This is a genomic window from Bacillus sp. YBWC18 (assembly GCF_002998775.1).
Lineage (GTDB): Bacteria > Bacillota > Bacilli > Bacillales > Bacillaceae > Bacillus.
This window is the reverse complement of sequence record NZ_PVRI01000006.1, coordinates 1-21,423: the sequence shown is the minus strand read 5'-3', so window position 1 is coordinate 21,423 and position 21,423 is coordinate 1. Positions and strand designations below refer to the sequence as shown.

Sequence of the window (21,423 nt, the reverse complement as noted above, 5' to 3'; positions counted from 1 at the left end):
GGGAAAATCATTTGACGTTAAACAAAGAATCCATTACTGATCATTATGAACACACCCTTGAATGGGTACAGTCACTAATAGAAATAACAGACGAAGAATGGCGCAGAGCCATCGCTGATGGAAAGTGGAGCATTGCTGAGATCATCGCACATTTCGTTCCGTGGGATGAATTTATTTTACACGATCGTCTAAAGGAATTTTGGAACAATCGTCCATTATCTAAGGCACCTGATGTGCATGAAATGAATCGGCAGTCAGCCAAAAGGGCGAGGCACGAAGAGAGAAGCGAGACGATTGGACGATTTATTACTGTCAGAACAGAATTGCTTCAAGAAATAAAGAAAATCGAAGCATCTCGCTGGAATACATGTTTTTTTATCGGTCAATCCGAGCTGACGTTATCAAGTTATTTTCAAGGACTGATTGATCACGACATCCATCATATGAAGCAGATCAAAGAAGCGCTCTCTCCAGAAAGACGATAGAGAGTCACGAAGCTTCTTTCTCAAACGGAAACGTCGCATAATCAAACAAAAAATGAAACAACCAAAGACTAAGGGCAAAAAGAATTTCCTCAGAAGTAGACAGCCAAATGCCGTCAACCAATTCGTCTGATAAATAAACAGCACCCCAAATAAACAAAAGGTGAAATAAAATGGCATAGAAAACGATTGATCGTTTTTTAGACCGGCACTTTCGAACAAACTGCATGAGCACGTGCTCCAGATGTTCAAAAGATATCCCGAGTACAACATAGATGCCCATAAACAGTAGCAGCGATAAAATTGATTGATAAAAAGCACCCGTCAAATGAAAGAACAGCACACAAAACAACAAAAATATGTAACAGACAACCGATATCGCCATCAGCCACTTCACCCCTTGCCATAAAGCGTGAACAGATTGCTGCATGGATAAACAACACTCCTTTACATGAAGATACCTGCAAAAAGGACAGCCTTTTTGCAGGAAGGTGGAATTAATCCTCTTTTTTAGGTGCAGCGATGACAGGGTGTTTTTCAGTATCAAGCAATTTCAAGAATTCTTCACTTTGATCTAAATGATCAAGAACAAGCTGTTTCGGTGTGACCGCAAGCCACTGATTGAGTGAAATGTCTGCATAATGATCGCTTTTAAAGATTTCTAAGAAATAAAGCGGTTCGTCGCCTGTATTCTCTACATAATGCCCCATCGCAAATGGCACATAGCCAACGTCTCCCGCCTGATAGTTGAAGGTTCTCGCATGTCCATCAGAAGCAAATACCGTCATTCGAGCTTTTCCAGAAATGAAATATTGCCATTCATCTGTATTTGGATGCCAGTGCAGCTCACGAATGGCACCTGGATCAACTTTCACAAGAGCAGAGGCAATCGTTTTAGAAGCTTTGAAATTGGTAGAATCCGCAATCCACACTTGTCCACCGCTTGACGTAATCGGCTCTTGCTTTAACAGCTCATATTTAAAGGAATTCGGGACTTCTCCTTGCTCTGTTTTCACCTTGTCACACTCAAGGGAACCAGGAATTCCTTTTTGGAAAATATACTTCTCTTTCTCTGGCAGTTTCTCAAATTGCTCCTTTGTCATTCCAAAGTTTTGGAGCACAACTTCCTCTGGCGTATGGGCAAGCCAATCAGTCACTTGGAACGTACTATTTTCAGAGAAGGAACCATCATCAAACACAAGCAAGAATTCAGCTCCCGGTTCAAGTGCTTGGATAGAGTGTGGCAAGCCAGAAGGGAAGTACCACAAATCACCCTCGGTCACATCCTCTGTAAAATTGCGCCCCTCTGCATCAACCGATGTAATTCGGGCTTCCCCATAAATCATGTACGCCCATTCCGCTTCCTTATGCCAGTGCAGCTCGCGAATTGCACCAGGCTTTAGCCGCATGTTCACAGAGGCAAGACTTTTAGAGATTGGCAGTTCACGTACCGTTACCTCGCGGGCATAGCCGCCTTTTTCTAAACGGTTGTGCGTATCAGAGAAAGAATATTTCATGTTGGGAACCGTTCCATGATCGGTTTCTGGTGGCATGAGCATATCTGGGTTTTGTCTGTCTCGCTCGAGATTACGTGGAATTTTGACCGTTGCCCCTTTTTCTCCCCGGATCGGCTGTGGTACACCATTTTGCTTTTCACTCATGATAAAATCCCCTTTCAACATCGTATTGTGTGAGGTGACAAAAGGCCTTTCATTTCGCCCTCGTTTTCATAAGGTGAAACGAATCAAGAAGATGTCAATCTGATTCATCATTTTTTTGAGCAGCGACTAATCGTTGGATGAGTTTGCTTAATTCATCAAACTTTCGTTCAAAGCGTGTCAGCAAATAAACTGTCAAAATGGCAGGAAAGCCAGCCTGACCGAGCTGCTTTAGCCATTCCTCCGAAAAAAAGGTCTCCATTTGTCTCACCTCCCAGCGGATGCTCGTCTTCTCTATAAGTGGTATGAAAGAAGAAATAGGAAATCAAAGGGGGAGAAAATGAACCATTAGACCCGTTTCACAAAGTTTACTTTTTTTAACTTTTGTCCACTTAATGCAAGTAGAGAGAACAAAGGGGAGGATGCACATGGATTATCGGCTGTTATTGAAAGCAAAATGGAAGGAAATCGTTGATCACCCGCTCATTCAGCAATTTTTAAGCAACCCTAAAAACCAGCAGCTGCTCCGGCAAGTCATGGAAGAGCCAAACGAAGAAAATGCGAAAAAGCTAGATTCCGAGTTCAAGCAGTTTTATCAAAAAATCCGCATCATCAAGTATATTTCCACAATGATCCGCATCTTTTCAGTCGACTTTGATAAACGAGTCAAAAAAAAGCAGCAGCGTTTTCCGCTCATACTCGATCATCCTGATCAACAAGAAGTGAAAGATCCTGTTCAAACAGATACGTATGAAGCCGTGCTCTTCAACCAGCAAGACTTAGGAGAGCACCTGCAAGACCAAACATTGTACAAGGCCTACCAGCAGCTCACAGACAAACAAAAAATGGTCTTAACCCAAATCTATGTCGAAGGTCAAACGATGAAGGAAATAGCTGATCAGTCAGGCGAATCAAGACAAAATATCTCAAACATTCACAAAAAAGCACTCAACAAACTAAAAGAAGAAACAGGGGGAGATGTCCGTGAACGAAGACAAAATCACCAATGGAGAAATGGAAGAACTCATTGAAACCTTCACACCCATGATCAAAAAGAAACTACAAAACACGGCATATCAAGAAAGAGAAGACCTCGAACAAGAACTCTATATCAAACTCATCGAAAAAGTAGACTGGCTGATTTACCAAGAGGGACCTGGCTTTTGGGAGTTTATTGTGGAATATATGACGAAGTTGTAAGAGATGTAAACACAAAAAAAGACTCGCTCACACAGAGCCGAGTCTTAATTTTTTTTGCAGTTTTTCTTCACTGAAAATCCAGCCGGTATAGGAATTTTTGATTTGGTGGTCCATGTCGATATGGCAGATCGCGACAAAAGGATAGTGACCTTTGCTGCGGTAGCGCAAATCAATGAACCGCACTTCATAATGATCCTTGTATTTATCTACTTCCCACCGGTAGACAGGGGAGAAGGAGAGAAAGGCTGAAATGTTTTCGTCTTGTTTGGCAATTTTCATAATTTCAGTATCAGGGACCGGCACGCGGTTAAAGGTGTCTAAAATGACGATTTCTCCATTCATGCTGCGCCCAACATGGAAAGAGGATTTACATTTCACGGCAATGCGCCATTGTCTGAACTTCATTGTAGGCGAAATAATAATGTCTTCAATTTCATCGAATTGTGCACGCAGCTGATGTTTAATCTGAAGCTGCATGATCACCCTGACGATATAGTAACAGAAAATCACGGTATACAGCGAGATGAACGTATAGCCGGGATGACCGCCAATGGCCCAAACGACAATGGCGACAAGGTGTGTAAAAAAGATGAAAGGATCAAACGTGTTAATGATCCCAAGCGCTACCCATTTCTTTGAAAATGGACGAATGGCCTGTGTGCCGTATGCATTGAAAATATCGACAAACACATGGAGCACAACGGCTAATAGAGTCCATAACCACAGATGAAGTAAATCCGCCCCCGGCACAAATGGGAAAATCACAGCCGGTATCAGTATTGACCAGAACAGTACAGCTGGAATGGAATGTGTAAATCCTCTGTGATTTCTTATATAAACCGCATTATTTTTTAGTTTTAGCACAGTATCAATGTCTGGTGCTTGGGAGCCGGCAATGGTCGCGAGCATCACGGCATGTGCCATGTGTGGATCTGCGCTGACGGCTGGATCTAAAAGTGCAAGTCCCCCAAGAGAAATGCCCATTACTACATGAGTACCAGTATCCAATTGATTACCTCCTAGTTGTCATGCTTAGGAACAATCATACAAAGTATACGTCTTCTTTCAAGACTATGTGCAAAATCACTTTTGCTTTGTCCTGATTTAATGTAACATGTTAACGTATCTACAAACAGTATACAACAAATAAGGTTCTTTTCAGAACGTTAGCCCTCGGTTCAATGAGAAGGAGTATAGATATGAAAGACATTCAAGAAAAGCTGGACCGCAAAGATATTGCGGGATTTCAGCATGATTTAATTGATTGGTATGAAAAAGAACAACGGACACTGCCATGGCGTGAAAATCAGGATCCATACCGCGTCTGGGTATCAGAAGTGATGCTTCAGCAAACGAGAGTGGATACGGTCATTCCGTACTTCAACCGGTTTATGGAGCAATTCCCGACGGTGAAGGATCTCGCTTTAGCTGATGAAGAAAAGGTCATGAAAGCATGGGAAGGTCTTGGCTACTACTCAAGAGTTCGTAATTTACAGGCAGCTGTGAAAGAAGTATATGAATCCTACGGGGGCGTTGTCCCTGATACGAAAGAGCAATTTTCAAAGCTCAAAGGTGTAGGCCCGTATACGAGCGGTGCAGTGCTGAGTATCGCCTATAACAAGCCGTACCCTGCGGTAGACGGCAACGTCATGAGGGTCATTTCCCGTATTTTGTCTGTATGGGATGATATAGCAAAACCAAAAACGAGAAATATTTTCGAGTTTGCGGTCGATCAGCTCATTTCCCGGGAAAAGCCTTCAGAATTCAATCAAGGGCTAATGGAGCTTGGTGCGCTCATTTGCACCCCAACATCCCCTGCCTGCCTCATTTGCCCTGTGAACATGCATTGCTCGGCACTAGAGGAAGGCGTTCAGCATGAGCTCCCAGTGAAAAGCAAAAAGAAAAAGCCGACTGCAAAATCAATGGCAGCAGCGGTGTTATTTGATGATGCAGGCAACCTCTATATTCATAAACGGCCAAGTACAGGCCTTCTTGCGAATTTATGGGAATTCCCTAACATGGAAACCATGAAGGGAAGAAAAACGGAAAAAGAGCAGTTAATTGATTTCTTAAAAGAGGAGGCAGGCGTACAAGCGGAGCTTGGTGATTTAGAAGGCACCATTCAGCACGTATTTACCCACCTCATCTGGAATATTTCTGTTTTCTTTGGACGAGTTACCTCTGTATCTAATGACACGATGCTGAAAAAAGTCACAACAGAGGAATTTGAGGCATATGCTTTGCCAGTCTCACACCAAAAAATCTGGAAGATGGCACTTGAAGAGCCTAGTCGTATTTAACCGTTGTACCATGAGTATAATCGGCTTCATTTCTGTGCAGACCCCCGCGGTCTTCAATTTCAGAAATGATTTCTCGATACTTAGATTGCCCTTCTTCGTTCAAATAAGGTAAAATTTGTTGGAAAGCATGATGAAAGAAAGCAAGCTCAGTATCTTTCCATTGATCCTTGGACATCATGCCAAGCTGGCTTAAATCGCGTCCGACATACATGAATGTAACCTCCTAATAGGAATTTTCCTATTAGTGTGAAGCGAATGAACGAAAACTATTCAAATCAGGAGATGAACCATAATGAGTCAACGTAAATGTGCATTAATTACAGGCAGCAGCAGAGGAGTAGGGAAAGAAGTAGCCCTTCGCCTGGGTGAAAAAGGATATGACATTGTCATTAACTATGCGAGAAGCAAAAAAGCCGCACTTGAAACAGCGGAAGAAATTGAAGCGATGGGCGTCAAAACATTGGTCGTGAAAGCCAATGTAGGCCAGCCTGAGAAAATCAAAGATATGTTTCAGCAAATCGATGAAACCTTTGGCCGTTTAGATGTATTTGTGAACAATGCGGCATCAGGTGTTCAGCGTCCAATCATGGACCTTGAAGAAAATCATTGGGACTGGACGATGAATATCAATGCGAAGGCTTTGTTATTCTGCGGACAAGAAGCGGCGAAATTAATGGAGAAAAATGGCGGCGGACATATCGTCAGCATTAGCTCACTAGGCTCCATCCGCTACCTTGAAAATTACACAGTGGTCGGCGTATCAAAAGCGGCACTAGAAGCTTTAACGCGTTACCTATCCGTTGAGCTGTCACAAAAAAATATTGTCGTGAACGCAGTATCAGGCGGTGCGATCGATACAGATGCACTAAAACATTTCCCGAACCGGGAAGAACTTTTAGAAGATGCGAAGAAAAATACACCTGCTGGCCGAATGGTAGAAATTAAAGACATGGTCGACAGCGTGGAGTTCCTCGTATCAGGCAAGGCAGACATGATTAGAGGACAGACCATTATTGTGGATGGCGGACGTTCTTTGCTAGTTTAAAAAAATCATGAATAGGATGTACACCTTCTGCACAAATTAATGTGCGTGGAGGTGATAATGATGGATCAACAACAAAACAAAACAAACGCTCAACAAGTGAAGAAACAAAACCAAGCTTCTGCACAAGGCGGTCAATTTGGTACTGAATTTGCTAGCGAGACTGACGTACAGCAAGTAAAAAAATACAACCAAAAAGCTGAGCAAAACAAACAACAAAACAGCTAATCACTGAAACAGAGGAAAGCACTTCATATACGAATGAAGTGCTTTTCTTTTTGCCTCTCACCATCATGCGACAAAACCTGTAAAACCTCTACATAAACAGTCAAAGGATTTCCTCGTTCTTTCAAGAAATGGTATACAGACAAAAAGTGGATTCGAATAAAAGGGAGGAGTTAGATGTCTGATTTCGATCAGCTTGTCAAAGAACAAATGCAGCTCATGGATCAGCTGCTCGATGTCCAGGGAGAACTCGATCTATGCTTAGAAACAGAAAAACAATTGCTACAGGATGAAAAAAAAGAAGAGTGGACCAAGCTTCATGATCAAATCAAACAGAAACGGGAGGAACTGCAAAAAGTCCAAACCTTATTTACAAAACAGACAGAAGAGGTCATCAATTCATACAAGCAGATGGAAAAGAGTTCAACCGTGATGTAAGACAGTGTGCCGTTCAATTGGGTTGAATGGCTTTTTCATTTCATTTTTTAATGATGTAACGGTATAATATAATAGAGACATGTTTAGTTGGGAAATTAGGTCTTTGGACTGTTAGGTTTGTTTGTTATAGAAAGTAGGGGAGAAAATATGGGCTATCCCAAGGAAGGAGAAACCATCCAAATTCAAAGCTATAAACACAATGGCTTGATCCACAGGATTTGGAATGAAACCACCATTCTGAAAGCAACGGAATTGTGTATCATTGGTGCAAACGACCGTACAATGGTGACTGAATCCGACGGCCGTACTTGGATGACGAGAGAACCGGCTATTTGCTATTTCCATGCAAAACAATGGTTTAATGTGATTGGGATGCTTAGAGATGATGGGGTATATTATTACTGCAACATCAGCTCTCCTTTTGCGACAGATGAAGAAGCAATTAAGTATATTGATTACGATTTAGATGTCAAAGTCTTTCCAGACATGACGTACAATATTTTGGATGAGGATGAATATGCAGATCATAAGAGGCAGATGAATTATCCAAAGGAAATCGATAGTATCTTAAGAGAGCATCTGAATACATTATTGCATTGGATTCACCAGCGGAAAGGTCCGTTTGCTCCTGAATTTGTGGATATGTGGTATGAACGTTTTTTACATTATACAAAATAAGCAAGAGCAGCAAAAACCTGTTTGGCTTTTTAGGCTAACAGGTTTTTGACTGCGTACGGAGAAGAGGCACTGATAGATTGGGAAGGAGATTTACATGGGGGTCATTAAACGCTACATGGCTTTTGTTACACCGTATAAAAAACAGATTGCATTGACAATGGTCATCGGGATGATCAAGTTCTCGATTCCCTTAACATTGCCTCTGCTTTTAAAGTATGTCATTGATGATGTCATTCAAGGCTCGGGGTCGGCTGAAGAAAAGACATCATCTCTATTAATCATTATGGGAATCATGCTCGTCTTATTTTTAGTGATGAGGCCGCCTGTTGAATACTATAGACAATACTACGCACAGTGGACAGGCAGTAAGGTATTATTTGATATTCGGGAAAAGCTGTTCTCGCATATTCAAAAGCTCAGTCTTCGTTATTATGCCAACACGAGAACTGGGGAAATTATTTCAAGGGTCATCAACGATGTGGAGCAGACAAAGGAGTTTGTCATCACAGGTCTTATGAACATTTGGCTTGATTTGATGACCGTGCTGATCGTGATCGCCATTATGTGTACACTGGACATCAAGCTCACCATCGTGTCTGTCATTATTTTTCCGCTATATGCGTTTGCTGTGAAGTATTTTTACGGCAGGCTTCGCAAGCTGACAAAAGAGCGGTCGCAGGCGCTGGCTGAGGTGCAAGGGCATCTGCATGAGCGGGTACAAGGAATGCCAGTCATTCGGAGCTTTGCCATTGAAGAATATGAACAAGAACATTTTCATGATGAAAACAAAAATTTCTTAAACAAAGCGATCAATCACACGAATTGGAACGCCAAAACATTTGCCGTCGTCAATACCATCACTGACATCGCACCGCTATTAATCATTGCATTTGCTGGCTACACCGTCATTAATGGATCGCTTTCGATTGGAACCATGATTGCCTTTGTCGGCTATATTGACCGGATGTACAACCCGATTCGCCGTCTCATTAACTCATCCACGACTTTAACCCAGTCAGTGGCGTCAATGGATCGTATTTTTGAATTTATTGATGAGCCGTATGAGGTCACAGATCGGCCGAATGCAAAAGAAGCTGATCATTTAAAAGGTGAGGTCGAATTTAAAAATGTGTCGTTTCGTTATGAACACACACAGGAAGAGATTCTGCACAATATCTCCTTGAAAGTAGAAAAAGGACAAACGGTTGCGCTTGTAGGAATGAGCGGTGGAGGGAAGTCGACACTCGTCAGCTTAATTCCAAGATTTTATGATGTGACAAACGGGTCTCTTGAAATTGACGGCATCGATATAAAAGAGTACAAAGCAAGAAGCCTTCGAAATCAAGTCGGAATGGTGCTGCAGGATACATTCTTATTCAGTGACACGATTAAAGAAAATATTGCGGTTGGAGATCCAGAAGCAACTTTTGAAAAAATCGTTTCGGCTGCAAAAGCGGCAAATGCCCATGATTTTATTATGTCTCTTCCTGAAGGATATGACACGAAGGTAGGAGAACGGGGCGTGAAGCTGTCAGGCGGTCAAAAACAGCGGATTTCAATTGCAAGGGTCTTTCTAAAAAATCCACCGCTTTTGATTTTAGATGAAGCGACGTCTGCACTTGATTTAGAAAGTGAACATTACATTCAAGAAGCGATGCAAAAGCTAGCGAAGGAGCGTACAACCTTTATTGTCGCGCACCGCTTATCAACGATTACACATGCTGACCTCATTGTCGTCATGGAACAAGGCGAAATTGTGGAAAAAGGAACACACGAAGAATTAATGAACCGAGACAGCCACTATCGCCATCTATTTACCATTCAAACATTAAATTAGTAGAAGCCTATCCGATTCTAGCGGATAGGCTTTTTTATGCTTGTCAAAAACATGACATATTTCCCAGCTTGTCTCAATACAATTTTAAAAAGTATGACGGGGTGGTGAATATGTGAAAGAACAAGACGTGCTGCTAGATGTCAAACAGCTGTCCATTGCATTTCAGCAAAAAAAGCAAAAAGTACCCATCGTCCATCACATATCGTTCTCGATTCAAAAAGGAGAAACCTTAGGAATTGTTGGCGAATCTGGCTGCGGGAAAAGTATCACATCTATGTCATTGATGGGGCTGAACCAGCAAACAGATACAACGGGAGAGATCCAATTCGAAGGGCAAAATCTGCTGTCGCTTTCAGAAAAACAGTGGCGAGAGATAAGAGGGAATGACATTTCGATGATTTTTCAAGAGCCAATGACCTCTCTGAACCCATTAATGACCATCGGTAAACAAATGACAGAAGCCCTTTTCACACATCAAGCAATCAGTCAAAAAGAAGCAAAAGCGAAGGCGGTTGATCTGCTTCAGACAGTCGGATTGAAACAAGCCGAATCGTTGCTTAAAAAATACCCGCATGAATTATCAGGCGGCATGCGCCAGCGTGTGATGATTGCGATGGCGATGCTTTGTCACCCAAAGCTCATGATCGCAGATGAACCGACAACTGCACTTGATGTGACCATCCAAGCGCAAATCCTTCGCCTGCTCAAAAAGCTAAACGAAGAGATGGACACCGCTATTTTATTTATAACCCATGATCTAGGCGTCGTGCGGCAAATATGCCAGCGAGTCATGATTATGTATGCCGGTCGAATTGTAGAAGAAGGAACCGTTGACCGTATTTTTCAAAAACCTCTGCATCCCTACACAAAAGGTCTTTTCGCCTCAGTTCCATCATTTAAAGAGAAAAAAGAAAAGCTCATCTCTATTACAGGTCATGTACCTAAGCCGGGAACCATTCGATCCGGCTGTCAATTTGCACCACGCTGTCCTTATCAAATGGCGCAATGTCTTGAAGAAGATCCAGTTTTACAATCCATTGAACAGGACCACCGCGTGGCATGCTTTCTAATGGAAGGAGGAGAAGACACTGAGTCGCCCACTCTTGCAAGTGAATCAGCTGACAAAACGGTATGACACAGCCGCTTTTTTTTCTAAACACAAACATTCGACTCTGGCTTTAAATCAAGTGTCCTTTCACGTGAAGGAGGGGGAAACGCTTGGCATTGTCGGTGAATCGGGCTGCGGGAAATCAACACTTGGCAAAAGCTTAATGAGATTGACTGAACCGACGTCAGGCTCTATTCAACTGAAAGGGCAAGAAGTCACTCTTTTGAAAGAAAGAGAGATGCGTTCTTTAAGAAAAGACATTCAAATGATTTTCCAAGATCCATACGCTTCATTAAATCCACGAATGAAAATCAAAGATATTTTAGAGGAACCGCTCATTGTTCATAAACATGGGACGAAAGCAGATAGACGAAAGCGGGTCAAAGAGATGCTGCACATTGTCGGATTTGATCCTTCCTACGGGGAACGTTATGCGCACCAATTCAGCGGCGGACAAAGGCAGCGTATTGGTATCGCTAGAGCACTCATTACCCATCCAAGTCTTGTCATTGCGGATGAACCCGTTTCGGCTTTAGATGTATCCGTTCAAGCCCAAATTTTGAATTTGATGCTTGAATTGCAAAAGACGCTTTCTCTGACGTATCTGTTTATTTCTCACGATCTTGGCGTTGTCAAATATATGAGCGACCGAATCGCAGTCATGTATGCTGGCCGCATTGTTGAGATGGGGCCTGCCGAAGACGTGTTTCACAGCCCGCTTCATCCTTATACGTCGCTGCTTCTGAAATCCATTCCACATATGGACCACGTGCTGGATACGCAAGATGTGTCAGCAGAAGAGTCCACAATGACGATAGAAGGCGGATGTCCTTTCTTCAAAAGGTGTCCAAAAAGGTGGGAGAAATGCCTAAAAGCAGTACCTGCTTTGTATGAGGAGGAACCGGGGCACGCAGCGGCGTGTTACTTATATCAAAAGGAGGAACACAATGAAGAAGACATGGTTATTCAGTAGTTTCATTTTTGTGCTGGCACTTGCACTGTTTTTGGGGGGATGCTCGTCCGCACCGTCATCAGAAGAAAAAGCAACAAAAGACACCCTCGTATTTGGCAGAGGAGGAGACTCCACTTCACTAGATCCGATCACAACGACAGAAGGCGAAACCTTCAAGGTCACAGAGAATATGTTTGAAAAGCTGTTGAATTATGGTGAGAAAGACACGACCATCCATCCTGGTCTCGCAACAGACTGGGATGTTGCAAAGGACGGAAAATCATACACATTTTACTTAAGAGAAGGTGTGAAATTTCACGATGGCACAGACTTTAACGCAGAAGCAGTGAAATTCAACTTTGACCGCTGGATGAATGGCGATGCAGAAAAATTTCCTTACTATGGCATGTTTGGCGGCTATAAAAAAGATAAAGGACATGTGATTAAAGACATCATCGTCAAAGGAGAGCATGAAGTTGAATTTCAGCTAAAGCGCCCGCAGGCGACATTCCTTAAAAACATTGCTATGTCACCGTTTGGCATCGCAAGTCCTGCGGCTGTTGAAAAAAGCGGTGATTCTTTTCGTGAGAATCCAGTGGGAACAGGACCATTCAAGTTTAAAGAGTGGAAGCAAAACGACCGTATTGTGTTAGAAAAGAACGAAGATTACTGGCAGAAGGATAAACCAAAACTGAACCAAATCATCTTCCGCTCTATTCCAGAAAACTCGGCTCGTTTAAATGCCCTGAAAACAGGTGAGATCGATTTGATGGATGGCGTGAATCCGTCAGATTTAGATGGCATTAAAACTGATAAAGCACTCCAGCTCATAGAAAGACCATCAATGAACGTAGGCTATATCGGACTGACCGTCACAAGAAAGCCGCTTGATAACAAACTCGTTCGTCAGGCGCTCAATTACGCGGTCGATAAAGAATCCATCATTGAGTCATTTTATGGCGGACTTGCCGAGCCAGCAAAAAATCCTCTTCCCCCAGCTTTAGAAGGCTACAATGACGACATTGATCCATATCCGTATGATCCAGAAAAAGCGAAGGAACTTTTGAAAGAAGCGGGTTTTCCTGACGGCTTTCGCATCAAGCTTTGGGCGATGCCTGTACCGCGTCCATATATGCCAGATGGGATGAAGGTAGCAGAAGTCATTCAATCAAACTTTGAAAAGGTCGGCGTCAAAGCAGAAATTGTGACATATGACTGGGCGACCTATTTAGATAAGGCAAGTAAAGGGGAAGCAGATGTGTTCTTATTAGGCTGGACAGGGGACAATGGCGATCCTGATAATTTCATCTACACACTTTTGGACAAAGACAGCATTGGCGGCAACAACTATACATTCTTCGAAAACGATAAAATGCACGACATCCTCATTGAAGCGCAAACAAATACAGATCAAAAGAAACGAAATGACCTGTATAAAAAAGCGCAAGAAATCATTCATGATGAAGCACCTTGGATTCCATTGGTGCATTCGATCCCAATGCTTGCAGCATCTAATGATTTAAAAGGCTATCAGCCGCATCCAACTGGTTCAGAAGCTTTAACTGACGTGTATTTCGAATAAGCAAATAAGGGAGATCTTGTATCTCCCTTACAGCGTGTAGACAAACCCTCGCATTCGGTGTCAGTCCTGCGTTCCGGTGCTCACGAATGTCAAATTCGCTTCGCGCCAGTACTCGTCCTTCCTAGACTGCAAAGGTTTTCTATCACGCTGAAAAGAAGACAAAGAAAAAGGCGGTGAAAGCTGTTTGTTTGCTTATTGTATGAAGCGGGCAGGAATGCTCATCCCAGTACTGATTGGAATGACATTGGTCGTGTTTTCAATTATTCGGTTTATTCCAGGGAATCCAGCACAGGTCATCTTAGGACAGCGGGCAACGAAAGAGGCAGTAGAACAATTAACCATCCAGCTCGGTTTAAACCAGCCTTGGTATGTTCAATACGGACATTACATGCTGGGGCTTTTAAAAGGGGACTTAGGGACTTCGATACGAACAGGAGCGGCTATTGCCCAGGAAATGAAGCCTTACTTATTTGCGACGTTAGAATTGACCTTTTTTGCCATGGTGCTGGCGATTGTTGTGGGAGTGAATGCCGGAATCATTAGTGCTTGGTTTAAGCATTCCATCTTTGATTATGTCGCAATGTTTATTGCACTCATTGGAGTGTCTATGCCGATTTTCTGGTTAGGCTTAATGGGGCAGTGGCTGTTCTCGATCGAATTAGGTATTTTGCCGACGACGGGCCGAGAAAACGTAAGGAATCCAGTGGAGTCGATCACGTATATTCATACGCTGGACACGCTTTTGCAAGGCCGGTTTGATCAATTCACTGACAGCATCAAGCATTTGATATTACCAAGTACAGCTCTTGCCACAATTCCTGCAGCGATTATTGCGAGGATAACAAGGGCAAGTATGCTGGAAGTGCTTCATTCAGATTTTATTCGAACAGCAAAAGCAAAAGGGGTACGTTCATTTTTCATCATTTATCAGCATGGGCTGAAAAATGCGCTTATTCCGATCTTAACGATTATTGGTCTTCAGACAGGCCTCTTACTTGGCGGAGCCATTTTAACAGAGACCATTTTTGCTTGGCCGGGAATTGGCCGATATATATATGACGCCATCAGTTATCGTGATTATCCAGTCATTCAAACTGGCATTCTCGTCGTTGCGCTGATATTTGTCCTGATCAATTTCATCGTGGACATCTTGTATGCAGTCATTGATCCTAGGATTAAATATTAGGGAAGGAGAGTGACAACATGGAAGCACAAAAAGAGCTTGAACCACCTCAACCAAAAGAAGAACGCTCTCAATCATTGATTCTTGAATCGATGAAGCAGTTCTTTCAGCACAAGCTGGCGGTCATTGGCAGTGTGATTGTCTTTTTATTTCTTATCCTAGCGATATTCGCACCGCTCATTGCTCCTTATGGAATCAATGAACAATCTCTTGGTGAGCGATTTAGCGCCCCTTCAGCTGCGCACTGGTTTGGTACGGATGATTTCGGCAGAGATATATTTTCAAGAGTTGTGCATGGCGCGCGGATTTCCTTATGGGTTGGTTTCTTCTCGGTTCTCGGGTCTGTCATTTTAGGCACACTGCTTGGATTGATAGCAGGCTATGGCGGAAGAGTGCTAGATGCTGTGATCTCGAGAGTGTTTGATATTTTACTCGCTTTTCCTAGTATTCTACTAGCGATTGCGATCGTCTCCATCTTAGGCCCCTCCTTACAAAATGCCCTTATTGCCATTGCGATTATTAATGTCCCAACCTTTGGGCGGCTCGTTCGTTCAAAAGTGCTGAGTATTAAACAAGAAGAATACGTGCTGGCAGCAAAGGCGGTTGGGATGTCACACCGCCGCATCGTGCTGCGTCACATACTGCCAAATAGTATGGTACCGGTCATCGTACAGGCGACGCTTGCGATCGGAACGGCGATTATCGAGGCAGCCGCTTTAGGCTTCTTAGGATTGGGTGCACAGGCACCAAGCCCAGAGTGGGGGAAAATGCTCGCCGATGCGAGACCTTATCTCGTGCAAGCCCCCTGGACATTAATTTTCCCAGGTGTAGCGATCATGCTGACAGTTTTGGGCTTTAACTTGATGGGAGATGGATTAAGAGACACACTGGATCCTAAAATGAAGAAAATAAAATAAGACCGATTCTAGGAATCGGTCTCAGCGCGCAGACAAACCCTCGCATTCGGTGTCAGTCCTGCGTGCCGGTGCTCACTCACGAATGTTCAATTCGCTCCACTCCGGTACTCGTCCTTCCTAGACTGCAAAGGTTTTCTATCACGCTGAAAAGAAGACAAAGGGCTAAAATCAAGATCATTTTAGCCCTTTGTCAACAATCTAAGACCGATTCTAGGAATCGGTCTTTTCTCAATTTATGCTTCTTTTTCATCTGTCTCAATTTCACTGTCTTTTGGGTGATACGTCTGGAAGCTTGTAATCAATGTATCTAAATGCTCTAGTTCATCACGGTATTCGATGATGCTGGACATGACATTCAGCATATTGTAATCGAGCAAGTCGTTTTCTTGGTTTTGCTGATGCTGGATAAATGATTTCGTTAACGTTTCAAGGCGAAGAGAGCATTCGTTTTGAAATTCATCATCCTGCGGCTTCATTTTTCCGACAAACTTCATCAAGGTCCGCTCATGCCAATACAGTAAATAATCAATCTCATCCGTTAAGCTTTCCCGGAAATGCTCTGGCATCAAATGAATCTCATTTTCTAATTTATGAAGCTTTTTCAGCAAGTAAAGAGCACGATTCGATGTCATAATTGCCTGTCTGAACAAAACGAGCTTTCTTGATTTTACATAGGTTGTTTTCTTTAAATAGCTTCGTTCCTCTTTGTATAACAAGTAAATGTGATCTAATTTGATCATGCGTTCTTTTATTTGATCGATGTCATCCTTTAAAGTGGAATGATCAGTAGACTGTCTGGAGCTCAGACGGATCCATTTTAAAATCTCCTCCGTATTTTCCATAATGTGATGAACAAGCTTAGTTTCATACTTTGGCGGCAGGAAGATTAAATTCACTAAAAATGAAGAAAGAACTCCTAACACCACAGTAGCTGTTCGAATTAAGGCAAAGGAAAGGAAATGATCCCCAGCACTTTCTAAAATCGCAATGACGGTTACAAGTGCAATTGGAATCGTGTGTTCAATCTTCAGCTTTAAATTAATGGCGATGACCATGACGGCGGTTAAACCGATAATGACTGGCCCAGTGCCAAAAAGCAGACCGAACGTAATGGCAAGTGCTGCTCCAATAATATTGGCTTGCACTTGATCAACAATCGTTAAAAAAGATCGATAAATAGATGGCTGGATAGCAAATACAGCTGCAATTCCCGCGAAGACGGGCGTTGGCAACCCAAGCCATGTTGCCAGGTAAAGCGCGAGTACAATGGCAATACCAGTTTTTAAAATACGGGCTCCAAGTTTCATTGGTTTTGTCCCTGCATTCCTTTCTTTTTGATAATAGATGATCACTCGTCATTTATCATCAATATTTTGATGAAACAACTAAGTAATATACAGCGGTCTTCCGAAATATTCAAGTGATTTTTGAAAGTTCATGAAAACATCAAAAGAAGGTATTGAGAAGAAATGTAACAGATTCGCACGCTTTTGACAAACAAGAGCTGATAAATAAAAAAACAGGCGCATTTTTTTTCGCCTGTTTTTGACCCTATTATGATTGTTTTAACTGTTCAAACGCATGATCTACTGCTTGCAGCGTCTCAGAAATATCTTTTTCAGTATGTGCGATCGTTAAGAACCAAGCTTCATATTTAGAAGGAGCGAGGTTAATCCCTTGAGAAAGCATTAATTTGAAGAAGCGGGCGAACATTTCGCCATCCGTATTTTCCGCCTGTTCATAGTTTACAATGGTTTCTTTTGTGAAATAAATCGTGAGAGCCCCTTTTAAGCGGTTCACCGTAATATCTACTTGATGTTTTTTTGCATGGGCTAAAATGCCTTCTTCTAGCATAGCGCCAAGCTGATCAAGGCGCTCGTAAACACCATCTTGTTTTAACACTTCCAAGCATGCAATACCAGAAAGAATGGATGCAGGATTTCCTGCCATCGTGCCAGCTTGATAGGCTGGTCCAAGAGGAGCGACTTGCTCCATAATTTCTTTTTTACCGCCGTAAGCACCGATCGGAAGTCCGCCGCCAATGATTTTTCCTAATGCAGTGAGGTCAGGTTTTACTTGAAGCAAGTCCTGTGCTCCTCCGTACATAAAGCGGAAAGCTGTAATCACTTCATCATAGATCACAAGTGCGCCCTTTTCATGAGTGAGGTCATTGACCTGCTGCAAGAAGCCGTCCTTAGGCTCCACGATGCCGAAGTTCCCGACAATTGGCTCGACAAGGACAGCTGCTACTTCATCGCCCCATCGATCCAATGCTTCTTTGTAGCTGTCAATATCATTAAATGGAACGGTAATGACTTCATTGGCGATGCTCTTTGGTACGCCTGCTGAATCAGGGGTTCCTAAAGTGGAAGGACCAGAGCCAGCTGCCACAAGCACAAGATCAGAGTGGCCGTGATAGCATCCGGCAAACTTAATGATCTTTGTTCTGCCTGTATATGCGCGCGCGACACGAATCGTTGTCATCACCGCTTCTGTTCCTGAATTGACAAAACGAACTTTGTCCAAAGCAGGCATGGCTTCCTTCAGCATTTTAGCAAAAGTGACTTCATGCTTCGTTGGCGTTCCGTAAAGGACACCTGTTTCAGCCGCTTTTGTAATAGCTTTTGTAATATGCGGGTGAGCATGTCCTGTAATAATTGGACCGTATGCTGCTAGATAATCGATATAGCGGTTTCCATCAACATCCCAAAAATAAGCGCCTTCTCCTCTTTCCATAGCCACGGGTGAACCGCCGCCTACTGCCTTATATGAACGAGACGGACTGTTGACACCTCCAACGATATGCTCCAGCGCCTCTTGATGTAATTTTTCTGATTCTGTGAATTTCATAAATAGCCTCCTATCTCAACGTATCACGTCGTCTATCATTATTTTAACATGCCGATGCAAGCGTCCTTAGTTGAATATCCTCTCAAAATTGGATAGGCTAATTAAAAAATAGGTTGGAGGGATTGTGTCATGACAATCGAAATAGGCCAGCAAGTACCTGAAATCGAATTAACCGGTGACAATGGGGAGAAAGTAAAGCTTTCTGACTTTAAAGGAAAACATATTGTCCTTTATTTCTATCCAAAAGATATGACACCAGGCTGTACAACAGAAGCATGTGATTTCCGCGACCGCCATCAAAGCTTTGCAGAATTAGATGCTGTCATTATCGGCGTAAGCCCAGACAGTCAGGACAAGCACCAAAAGTTTAAAGAAAAACATGATTTACCGTTCCTGCTTCTTGTAGACGATGAACAGAAATTATCTGAAGCCTTTGGGGTATGGAAGCTGAAAAAGAACTTTGGCAAAGAATACATGGGCATTGAACGTTCAACGTTTCTTATTAATAAAGAAGGAACGCTTGTGAAAGAATGGCGAAAAGTCAAGGTGAAAGACCACGTAGAAGAAGCGCTTGAGGAACTGAAAGCTCACGCTTAATATCATCACAGGATGAGATCGGCAGACATGCCGGTCTTTTTTGTGAAGAAGAATAGGTAAAAAAGAGGATTGTAATTGACAAAGATTCGGCTCTGGGGGTACACTATTTATAAAGATTATAATATAAGAATATTTTTGAAGAGAGGTGCATGATGAAATGGCTGCTCACGAACTAAAAGACGCTTTAGATGCTTTAAAAGAAACCGGTGTTCGAATTACTCCGCAGCGCCATGCCATCTTGGAGTTTCTCGTAAATTCTATGACTCACCCAACCGCGGACGATATATATAAAGCACTTGAAGGAAAATTTCCAAACATGAGTGTCGCAACGGTTTACAACAATTTACGAGTCTTCCGGGAATCTGGATTAGTAAAGGAATTAACGTACGGTGATTCCTCAAGCCGATTTGATTTTGCGACATCTGACCATTACCATGCGATTTGTGAAAACTGCGGAAAAATAGTGGACTTTCATTATCCTGGCCTTGATGAAGTAGAACAGCTTGCATCCCATGTGACGGGCTTTAAGGTCAGTCATCATCGCTTGGAGATCTATGGAACTTGTCAAGAATGTGCGAAAAAAGAAAATCATTAATGAAAAAGCTGACCGGTTAAATGGTCAGCTTTTTTTATGACTTTTTTCGATTGTAGGATTCATCAAACTCTTTGCCTTCTAATGCTGGATCGAGTGTAAGCGGCTCTCTGCAATGCATGCACATATCCACCCGCCCAAGCACTTTTGTTTCCTTCTCACAGCCTGGACAAACAACACGCACTGCCTTTGTAGAAAGCATACCGATCCAAAAGTAAACCACTGTACTCAATCCGATCGATAAGACGCCGAGCAGCATAAAGAAAGTCGACAGCCAAATCGATTCCTTGAAGAACACACCGATATACATGATCAGAAAGCCAACAAAAACCAAACTAAGTGCAAATGTTCTGATTTTATTAATTTTACTGGAGTATTTCGCCATCCCTAGTCCCCCTTGTCTCCAATATAGCACATTTTACCTTTCCATTTGAATTAGTTATAGAGTTTTGTGAATAAATTGCTTATAATGATTCAATGATCTTTTTTCTTGTATTGAAGGAATTTTGATTCTATGAGGAGAAATACATAGCATTAGAGAAGAACTTTACACCCGAGTATTGGAGGAATCACTATGGAAAATCTTCTCCGTCCTATTTATCAAGAGAGAGCAAGCCATCCAGACACATTAGCTGTGATTATAGTAGAAAGAAGACACAAAGTATCTTCTGAGACGGATAACTTTGATGCAGCACTTCTAGTCATTGTAAAAGAAGCGGAAGAGCCGTTATTTATCAAGCACTATGAATCCGATCACCAAACAGCTTCTTTAAATGTTGTCACAGATGATCAGCTGAAGGAATGGATTACCCTCGGCACTAACCGCCGAATCATTGATTGGATTTTGAATGGGAAAGTCCTATTTGATCGAAATGAATATATTTTCAACTTGATTGATGAACTGAGTACATTCCCGTTTTCAAACCGCAAACTTAAAATCGGTTTAGAATACGGCAAGCTCATTCGCAGATATATAGAAGGAAAAGCATTTTTTGAGTCAAATCAATTCCTTGATGCATATAATTCCATTGTGCATGCCCTGCATCACTTAGCACGTATTGAAGTGATCGATAAAGGCTTCCACCCAGAAGTGACGGTTTGGAATCAGGTGCGTCATATGGAGCCGGAAGTATACAAACTTTATTCAGAACTGATTGAAAGCCATGAAAGTCTGCATAAGCGTTTGGAACTTTTATTTTTAGCAAATGATTTTTTGATCCATTCAAAAGCAGAAATTGGTGCCGCTCATTTGCGTCATGTCATGGAACAGCAAGATATATGGCTTTTTGGCGAGCTTCTCGCGCATCCTGATCTCAAGTATTTCACGCCTGACCTTAGCGTCATGATTGATTTCTTTGTGGAAAAAGGAATTGTTCAAGTGGAGCCGATTGAGACAAAGGGACAAAAAATCTATCATCGAGGATATTTTGTGAAAAAAGATATTGACGCATGAATATTATGATGGTATATTATTATACGTCGCTAACGAGCAACCAAGTTGCTTTGAAAGAAAAGCTGACAAAAAGAAATTATAAAAAACACTTGACGCACACAGCGCCGAAATGTTATATTGAGAAAGTCGCCTCTGAGCGACAATGAAGATGATCTTTGAAAACTAAACAAGACAAAACGTACCTGTTAATTCGAGTTTTTATAAAAAATCCTATGATACATCATAGGTAGTCAGTCAAACTGGCGAGGCAGGAAATGATCACATGCTAAGTTCGCTACATCGTGTAGCAACGCATGTGTGATATGCATCCTGCATACCTCGGAGAGTTT

24 protein-coding genes and 1 pseudogene are annotated in these 21,423 nt (G+C 42.4%); 17 read left to right on the top strand and 8 right to left on the bottom strand.

Going from position 1 to position 21,423, the window contains the following annotated elements; all coding sequences use genetic code 11:
- The first annotated feature begins 11 nt into the window (after positions 1–11).
- Complete coding sequence (locus tag C6348_RS15815; protein WP_223251588.1) at positions 12–485, top strand: DinB family protein; 474 nt, start codon at positions 12–14, stop codon at positions 483–485.
- A gap of 4 nt (positions 486–489) precedes the next feature.
- On the opposite strand, the gene C6348_RS15810 is transcribed toward C6348_RS15815, so the two are convergent.
- The 3 genes from C6348_RS15810 to C6348_RS15800 all read right to left on the bottom strand — a co-directional run bounded on the left by C6348_RS15810 (position 490) and on the right by C6348_RS15800 (position 2,402).
- Positions 490–912, bottom strand: a complete 423-nt coding sequence (locus C6348_RS15810) for a regulatory YrvL family protein (protein ID WP_060595810.1) — start codon at positions 910–912, stop codon at positions 490–492.
- A 67-nt stretch (positions 913–979) separates the two neighbouring features.
- Positions 980–2,143: an oxalate decarboxylase family bicupin gene (locus C6348_RS15805; RefSeq protein ID WP_106043700.1), complete on the bottom strand. Its 1,164-nt coding sequence runs from the start codon at positions 2,141–2,143 to the stop codon at positions 980–982.
- A gap of 94 nt (positions 2,144–2,237) precedes the next feature.
- A complete protein-coding gene (locus C6348_RS15800; RefSeq protein ID WP_073204399.1) occupies positions 2,238–2,402 on the bottom strand; it encodes a YvrJ family protein in 165 nt (54 codons plus the stop codon).
- A gap of 166 nt (positions 2,403–2,568) precedes the next feature.
- Here C6348_RS15800 and C6348_RS15795 point away from each other — a divergent pair, with 166 nt between their 5' ends.
- Both C6348_RS15795 and rsoA read left to right on the top strand, forming a co-directional pair.
- Positions 2,569–3,171 (top strand): sigma-70 family RNA polymerase sigma factor, encoded by a 603-nt coding sequence (locus C6348_RS15795; RefSeq protein ID WP_106043699.1) that lies wholly within the window; start codon positions 2,569–2,571, stop codon positions 3,169–3,171.
- Positions 3,119–3,340: a sigma-O factor regulator RsoA gene (rsoA, locus tag C6348_RS15790; protein WP_034664988.1), complete on the top strand. Its 222-nt coding sequence runs from the start codon at positions 3,119–3,121 to the stop codon at positions 3,338–3,340. The genes C6348_RS15795 and rsoA overlap by 53 nt, the downstream gene beginning before the upstream one ends.
- Before the next feature lie 27 nt (positions 3,341–3,367).
- Here rsoA and C6348_RS15785 read toward each other — a convergent pair whose 3' ends face one another.
- Entirely contained in the window at positions 3,368–4,348 is a 981-nt protein-coding gene (locus C6348_RS15785; RefSeq protein ID WP_106043698.1) for a metal-dependent hydrolase, read from the bottom strand.
- A gap of 191 nt (positions 4,349–4,539) precedes the next feature.
- Here C6348_RS15785 and mutY point away from each other — a divergent pair, with 191 nt between their 5' ends.
- Positions 4,540–5,640: an A/G-specific adenine glycosylase gene (gene mutY, locus C6348_RS15780; protein ID WP_106043697.1), complete on the top strand. Its 1,101-nt coding sequence runs from the start codon at positions 4,540–4,542 to the stop codon at positions 5,638–5,640.
- Here mutY and C6348_RS15775 read toward each other — a convergent pair.
- On the bottom strand, positions 5,627–5,851 hold the full coding sequence (locus tag C6348_RS15775) for a hypothetical protein (protein WP_060595815.1): 225 nt from the start codon (positions 5,849–5,851) through the stop codon (positions 5,627–5,629). The two genes, mutY and C6348_RS15775, sit on opposite strands and share 14 nt — an antisense overlap.
- 81 nt (positions 5,852–5,932) lie before the next feature.
- Here C6348_RS15775 and fabL point away from each other — a divergent pair, with 81 nt between their 5' ends.
- The 10 genes and pseudogenes from fabL to C6348_RS15725 all read left to right on the top strand — a co-directional run bounded on the left by fabL (position 5,933) and on the right by C6348_RS15725 (position 15,602).
- The gene (gene fabL, locus C6348_RS15770) at positions 5,933–6,685 is read left to right on the top strand and encodes an enoyl-[acyl-carrier-protein] reductase FabL (protein WP_106043696.1); all 753 of its coding nucleotides are present in this window, start codon (positions 5,933–5,935) and stop codon (positions 6,683–6,685) included.
- A 75-nt stretch (positions 6,686–6,760) separates the two neighbouring features.
- Positions 6,761–6,910: pseudogene (locus C6348_RS15765) on the top strand (gamma-type small acid-soluble spore protein); the annotation flags it as partial.
- A gap of 174 nt (positions 6,911–7,084) precedes the next feature.
- Positions 7,085–7,345: a YgaB family protein gene (locus tag C6348_RS15760; RefSeq protein ID WP_106043695.1), complete on the top strand. Its 261-nt coding sequence runs from the start codon at positions 7,085–7,087 to the stop codon at positions 7,343–7,345.
- 147 nt (positions 7,346–7,492) lie between these two features.
- Positions 7,493–8,023 (top strand): nucleoside tri-diphosphate phosphatase, encoded by a 531-nt coding sequence (ntdP, locus tag C6348_RS15755; RefSeq protein ID WP_012009337.1) that lies wholly within the window; start codon positions 7,493–7,495, stop codon positions 8,021–8,023.
- A gap of 94 nt (positions 8,024–8,117) precedes the next feature.
- Complete coding sequence (locus C6348_RS15750; RefSeq protein WP_106043694.1) at positions 8,118–9,860, top strand: ABC transporter ATP-binding protein; 1,743 nt, start codon at positions 8,118–8,120, stop codon at positions 9,858–9,860.
- Positions 9,861–9,972: 112 nt separating this feature from the next.
- Positions 9,973–10,995: an ABC transporter ATP-binding protein gene (locus C6348_RS15745; RefSeq protein WP_106043693.1), complete on the top strand. Its 1,023-nt coding sequence runs from the start codon at positions 9,973–9,975 to the stop codon at positions 10,993–10,995.
- On the top strand, positions 10,964–11,941 hold the full coding sequence (locus C6348_RS15740; protein ID WP_106043692.1) for an ABC transporter ATP-binding protein: 978 nt from the start codon (positions 10,964–10,966) through the stop codon (positions 11,939–11,941). Before C6348_RS15745 ends, C6348_RS15740 begins: the two co-directional genes overlap by 32 nt.
- Positions 11,916–13,502: an ABC transporter substrate-binding protein gene (locus C6348_RS15735; protein WP_060595820.1), complete on the top strand. Its 1,587-nt coding sequence runs from the start codon at positions 11,916–11,918 to the stop codon at positions 13,500–13,502. Before C6348_RS15740 ends, C6348_RS15735 begins: the two co-directional genes overlap by 26 nt.
- A gap of 184 nt (positions 13,503–13,686) precedes the next feature.
- Positions 13,687–14,688, top strand: a complete 1,002-nt coding sequence (locus C6348_RS15730; protein WP_060595826.1) for an ABC transporter permease — start codon at positions 13,687–13,689, stop codon at positions 14,686–14,688.
- Between the two features lie 17 nt (positions 14,689–14,705).
- Complete coding sequence (locus C6348_RS15725; protein ID WP_060595821.1) at positions 14,706–15,602, top strand: ABC transporter permease; 897 nt, start codon at positions 14,706–14,708, stop codon at positions 15,600–15,602.
- A gap of 233 nt (positions 15,603–15,835) precedes the next feature.
- Here C6348_RS15725 and C6348_RS15720 read toward each other — a convergent pair whose 3' ends face one another.
- Together C6348_RS15720 and C6348_RS15715 are read right to left on the bottom strand one after the other, a co-directional pair.
- Positions 15,836–16,909, bottom strand: coding sequence for an FUSC family protein (locus C6348_RS15720; protein ID WP_034664960.1), 1,074 nt, complete (start codon positions 16,907–16,909; stop codon positions 15,836–15,838).
- 247 nt (positions 16,910–17,156) lie between these two features.
- A complete protein-coding gene (locus C6348_RS15715; RefSeq protein ID WP_034664957.1) occupies positions 17,157–18,452 on the bottom strand; it encodes a glutamate-1-semialdehyde 2,1-aminomutase in 1,296 nt (431 codons plus the stop codon).
- 129 nt (positions 18,453–18,581) lie between these two features.
- Here C6348_RS15715 and bcp point away from each other — a divergent pair, with 129 nt between their 5' ends.
- Positions 18,582–19,049 (top strand): thioredoxin-dependent thiol peroxidase, encoded by a 468-nt coding sequence (gene bcp, locus C6348_RS15710; protein WP_034664955.1) that lies wholly within the window; start codon positions 18,582–18,584, stop codon positions 19,047–19,049.
- Between the two features lie 157 nt (positions 19,050–19,206).
- A complete protein-coding gene (gene perR / locus C6348_RS15705; RefSeq protein WP_012009347.1) occupies positions 19,207–19,644 on the top strand; it encodes a peroxide-responsive transcriptional repressor PerR in 438 nt (145 codons plus the stop codon).
- Between the two features lie 34 nt (positions 19,645–19,678).
- Here perR and C6348_RS15700 read toward each other — a convergent pair whose 3' ends face one another.
- Positions 19,679–20,026, bottom strand: coding sequence for a YgzB family protein (locus C6348_RS15700; protein WP_003217804.1), 348 nt, complete (start codon positions 20,024–20,026; stop codon positions 19,679–19,681).
- A gap of 189 nt (positions 20,027–20,215) precedes the next feature.
- Between C6348_RS15700 and C6348_RS15695 the strand changes: the two genes are divergently transcribed.
- Entirely contained in the window at positions 20,216–21,094 is an 879-nt protein-coding gene (locus C6348_RS15695) for a nucleotidyltransferase-like protein (RefSeq protein ID WP_034664951.1), read from the top strand.
- The last annotated feature ends 329 nt before the right edge of the window (positions 21,095–21,423 follow it).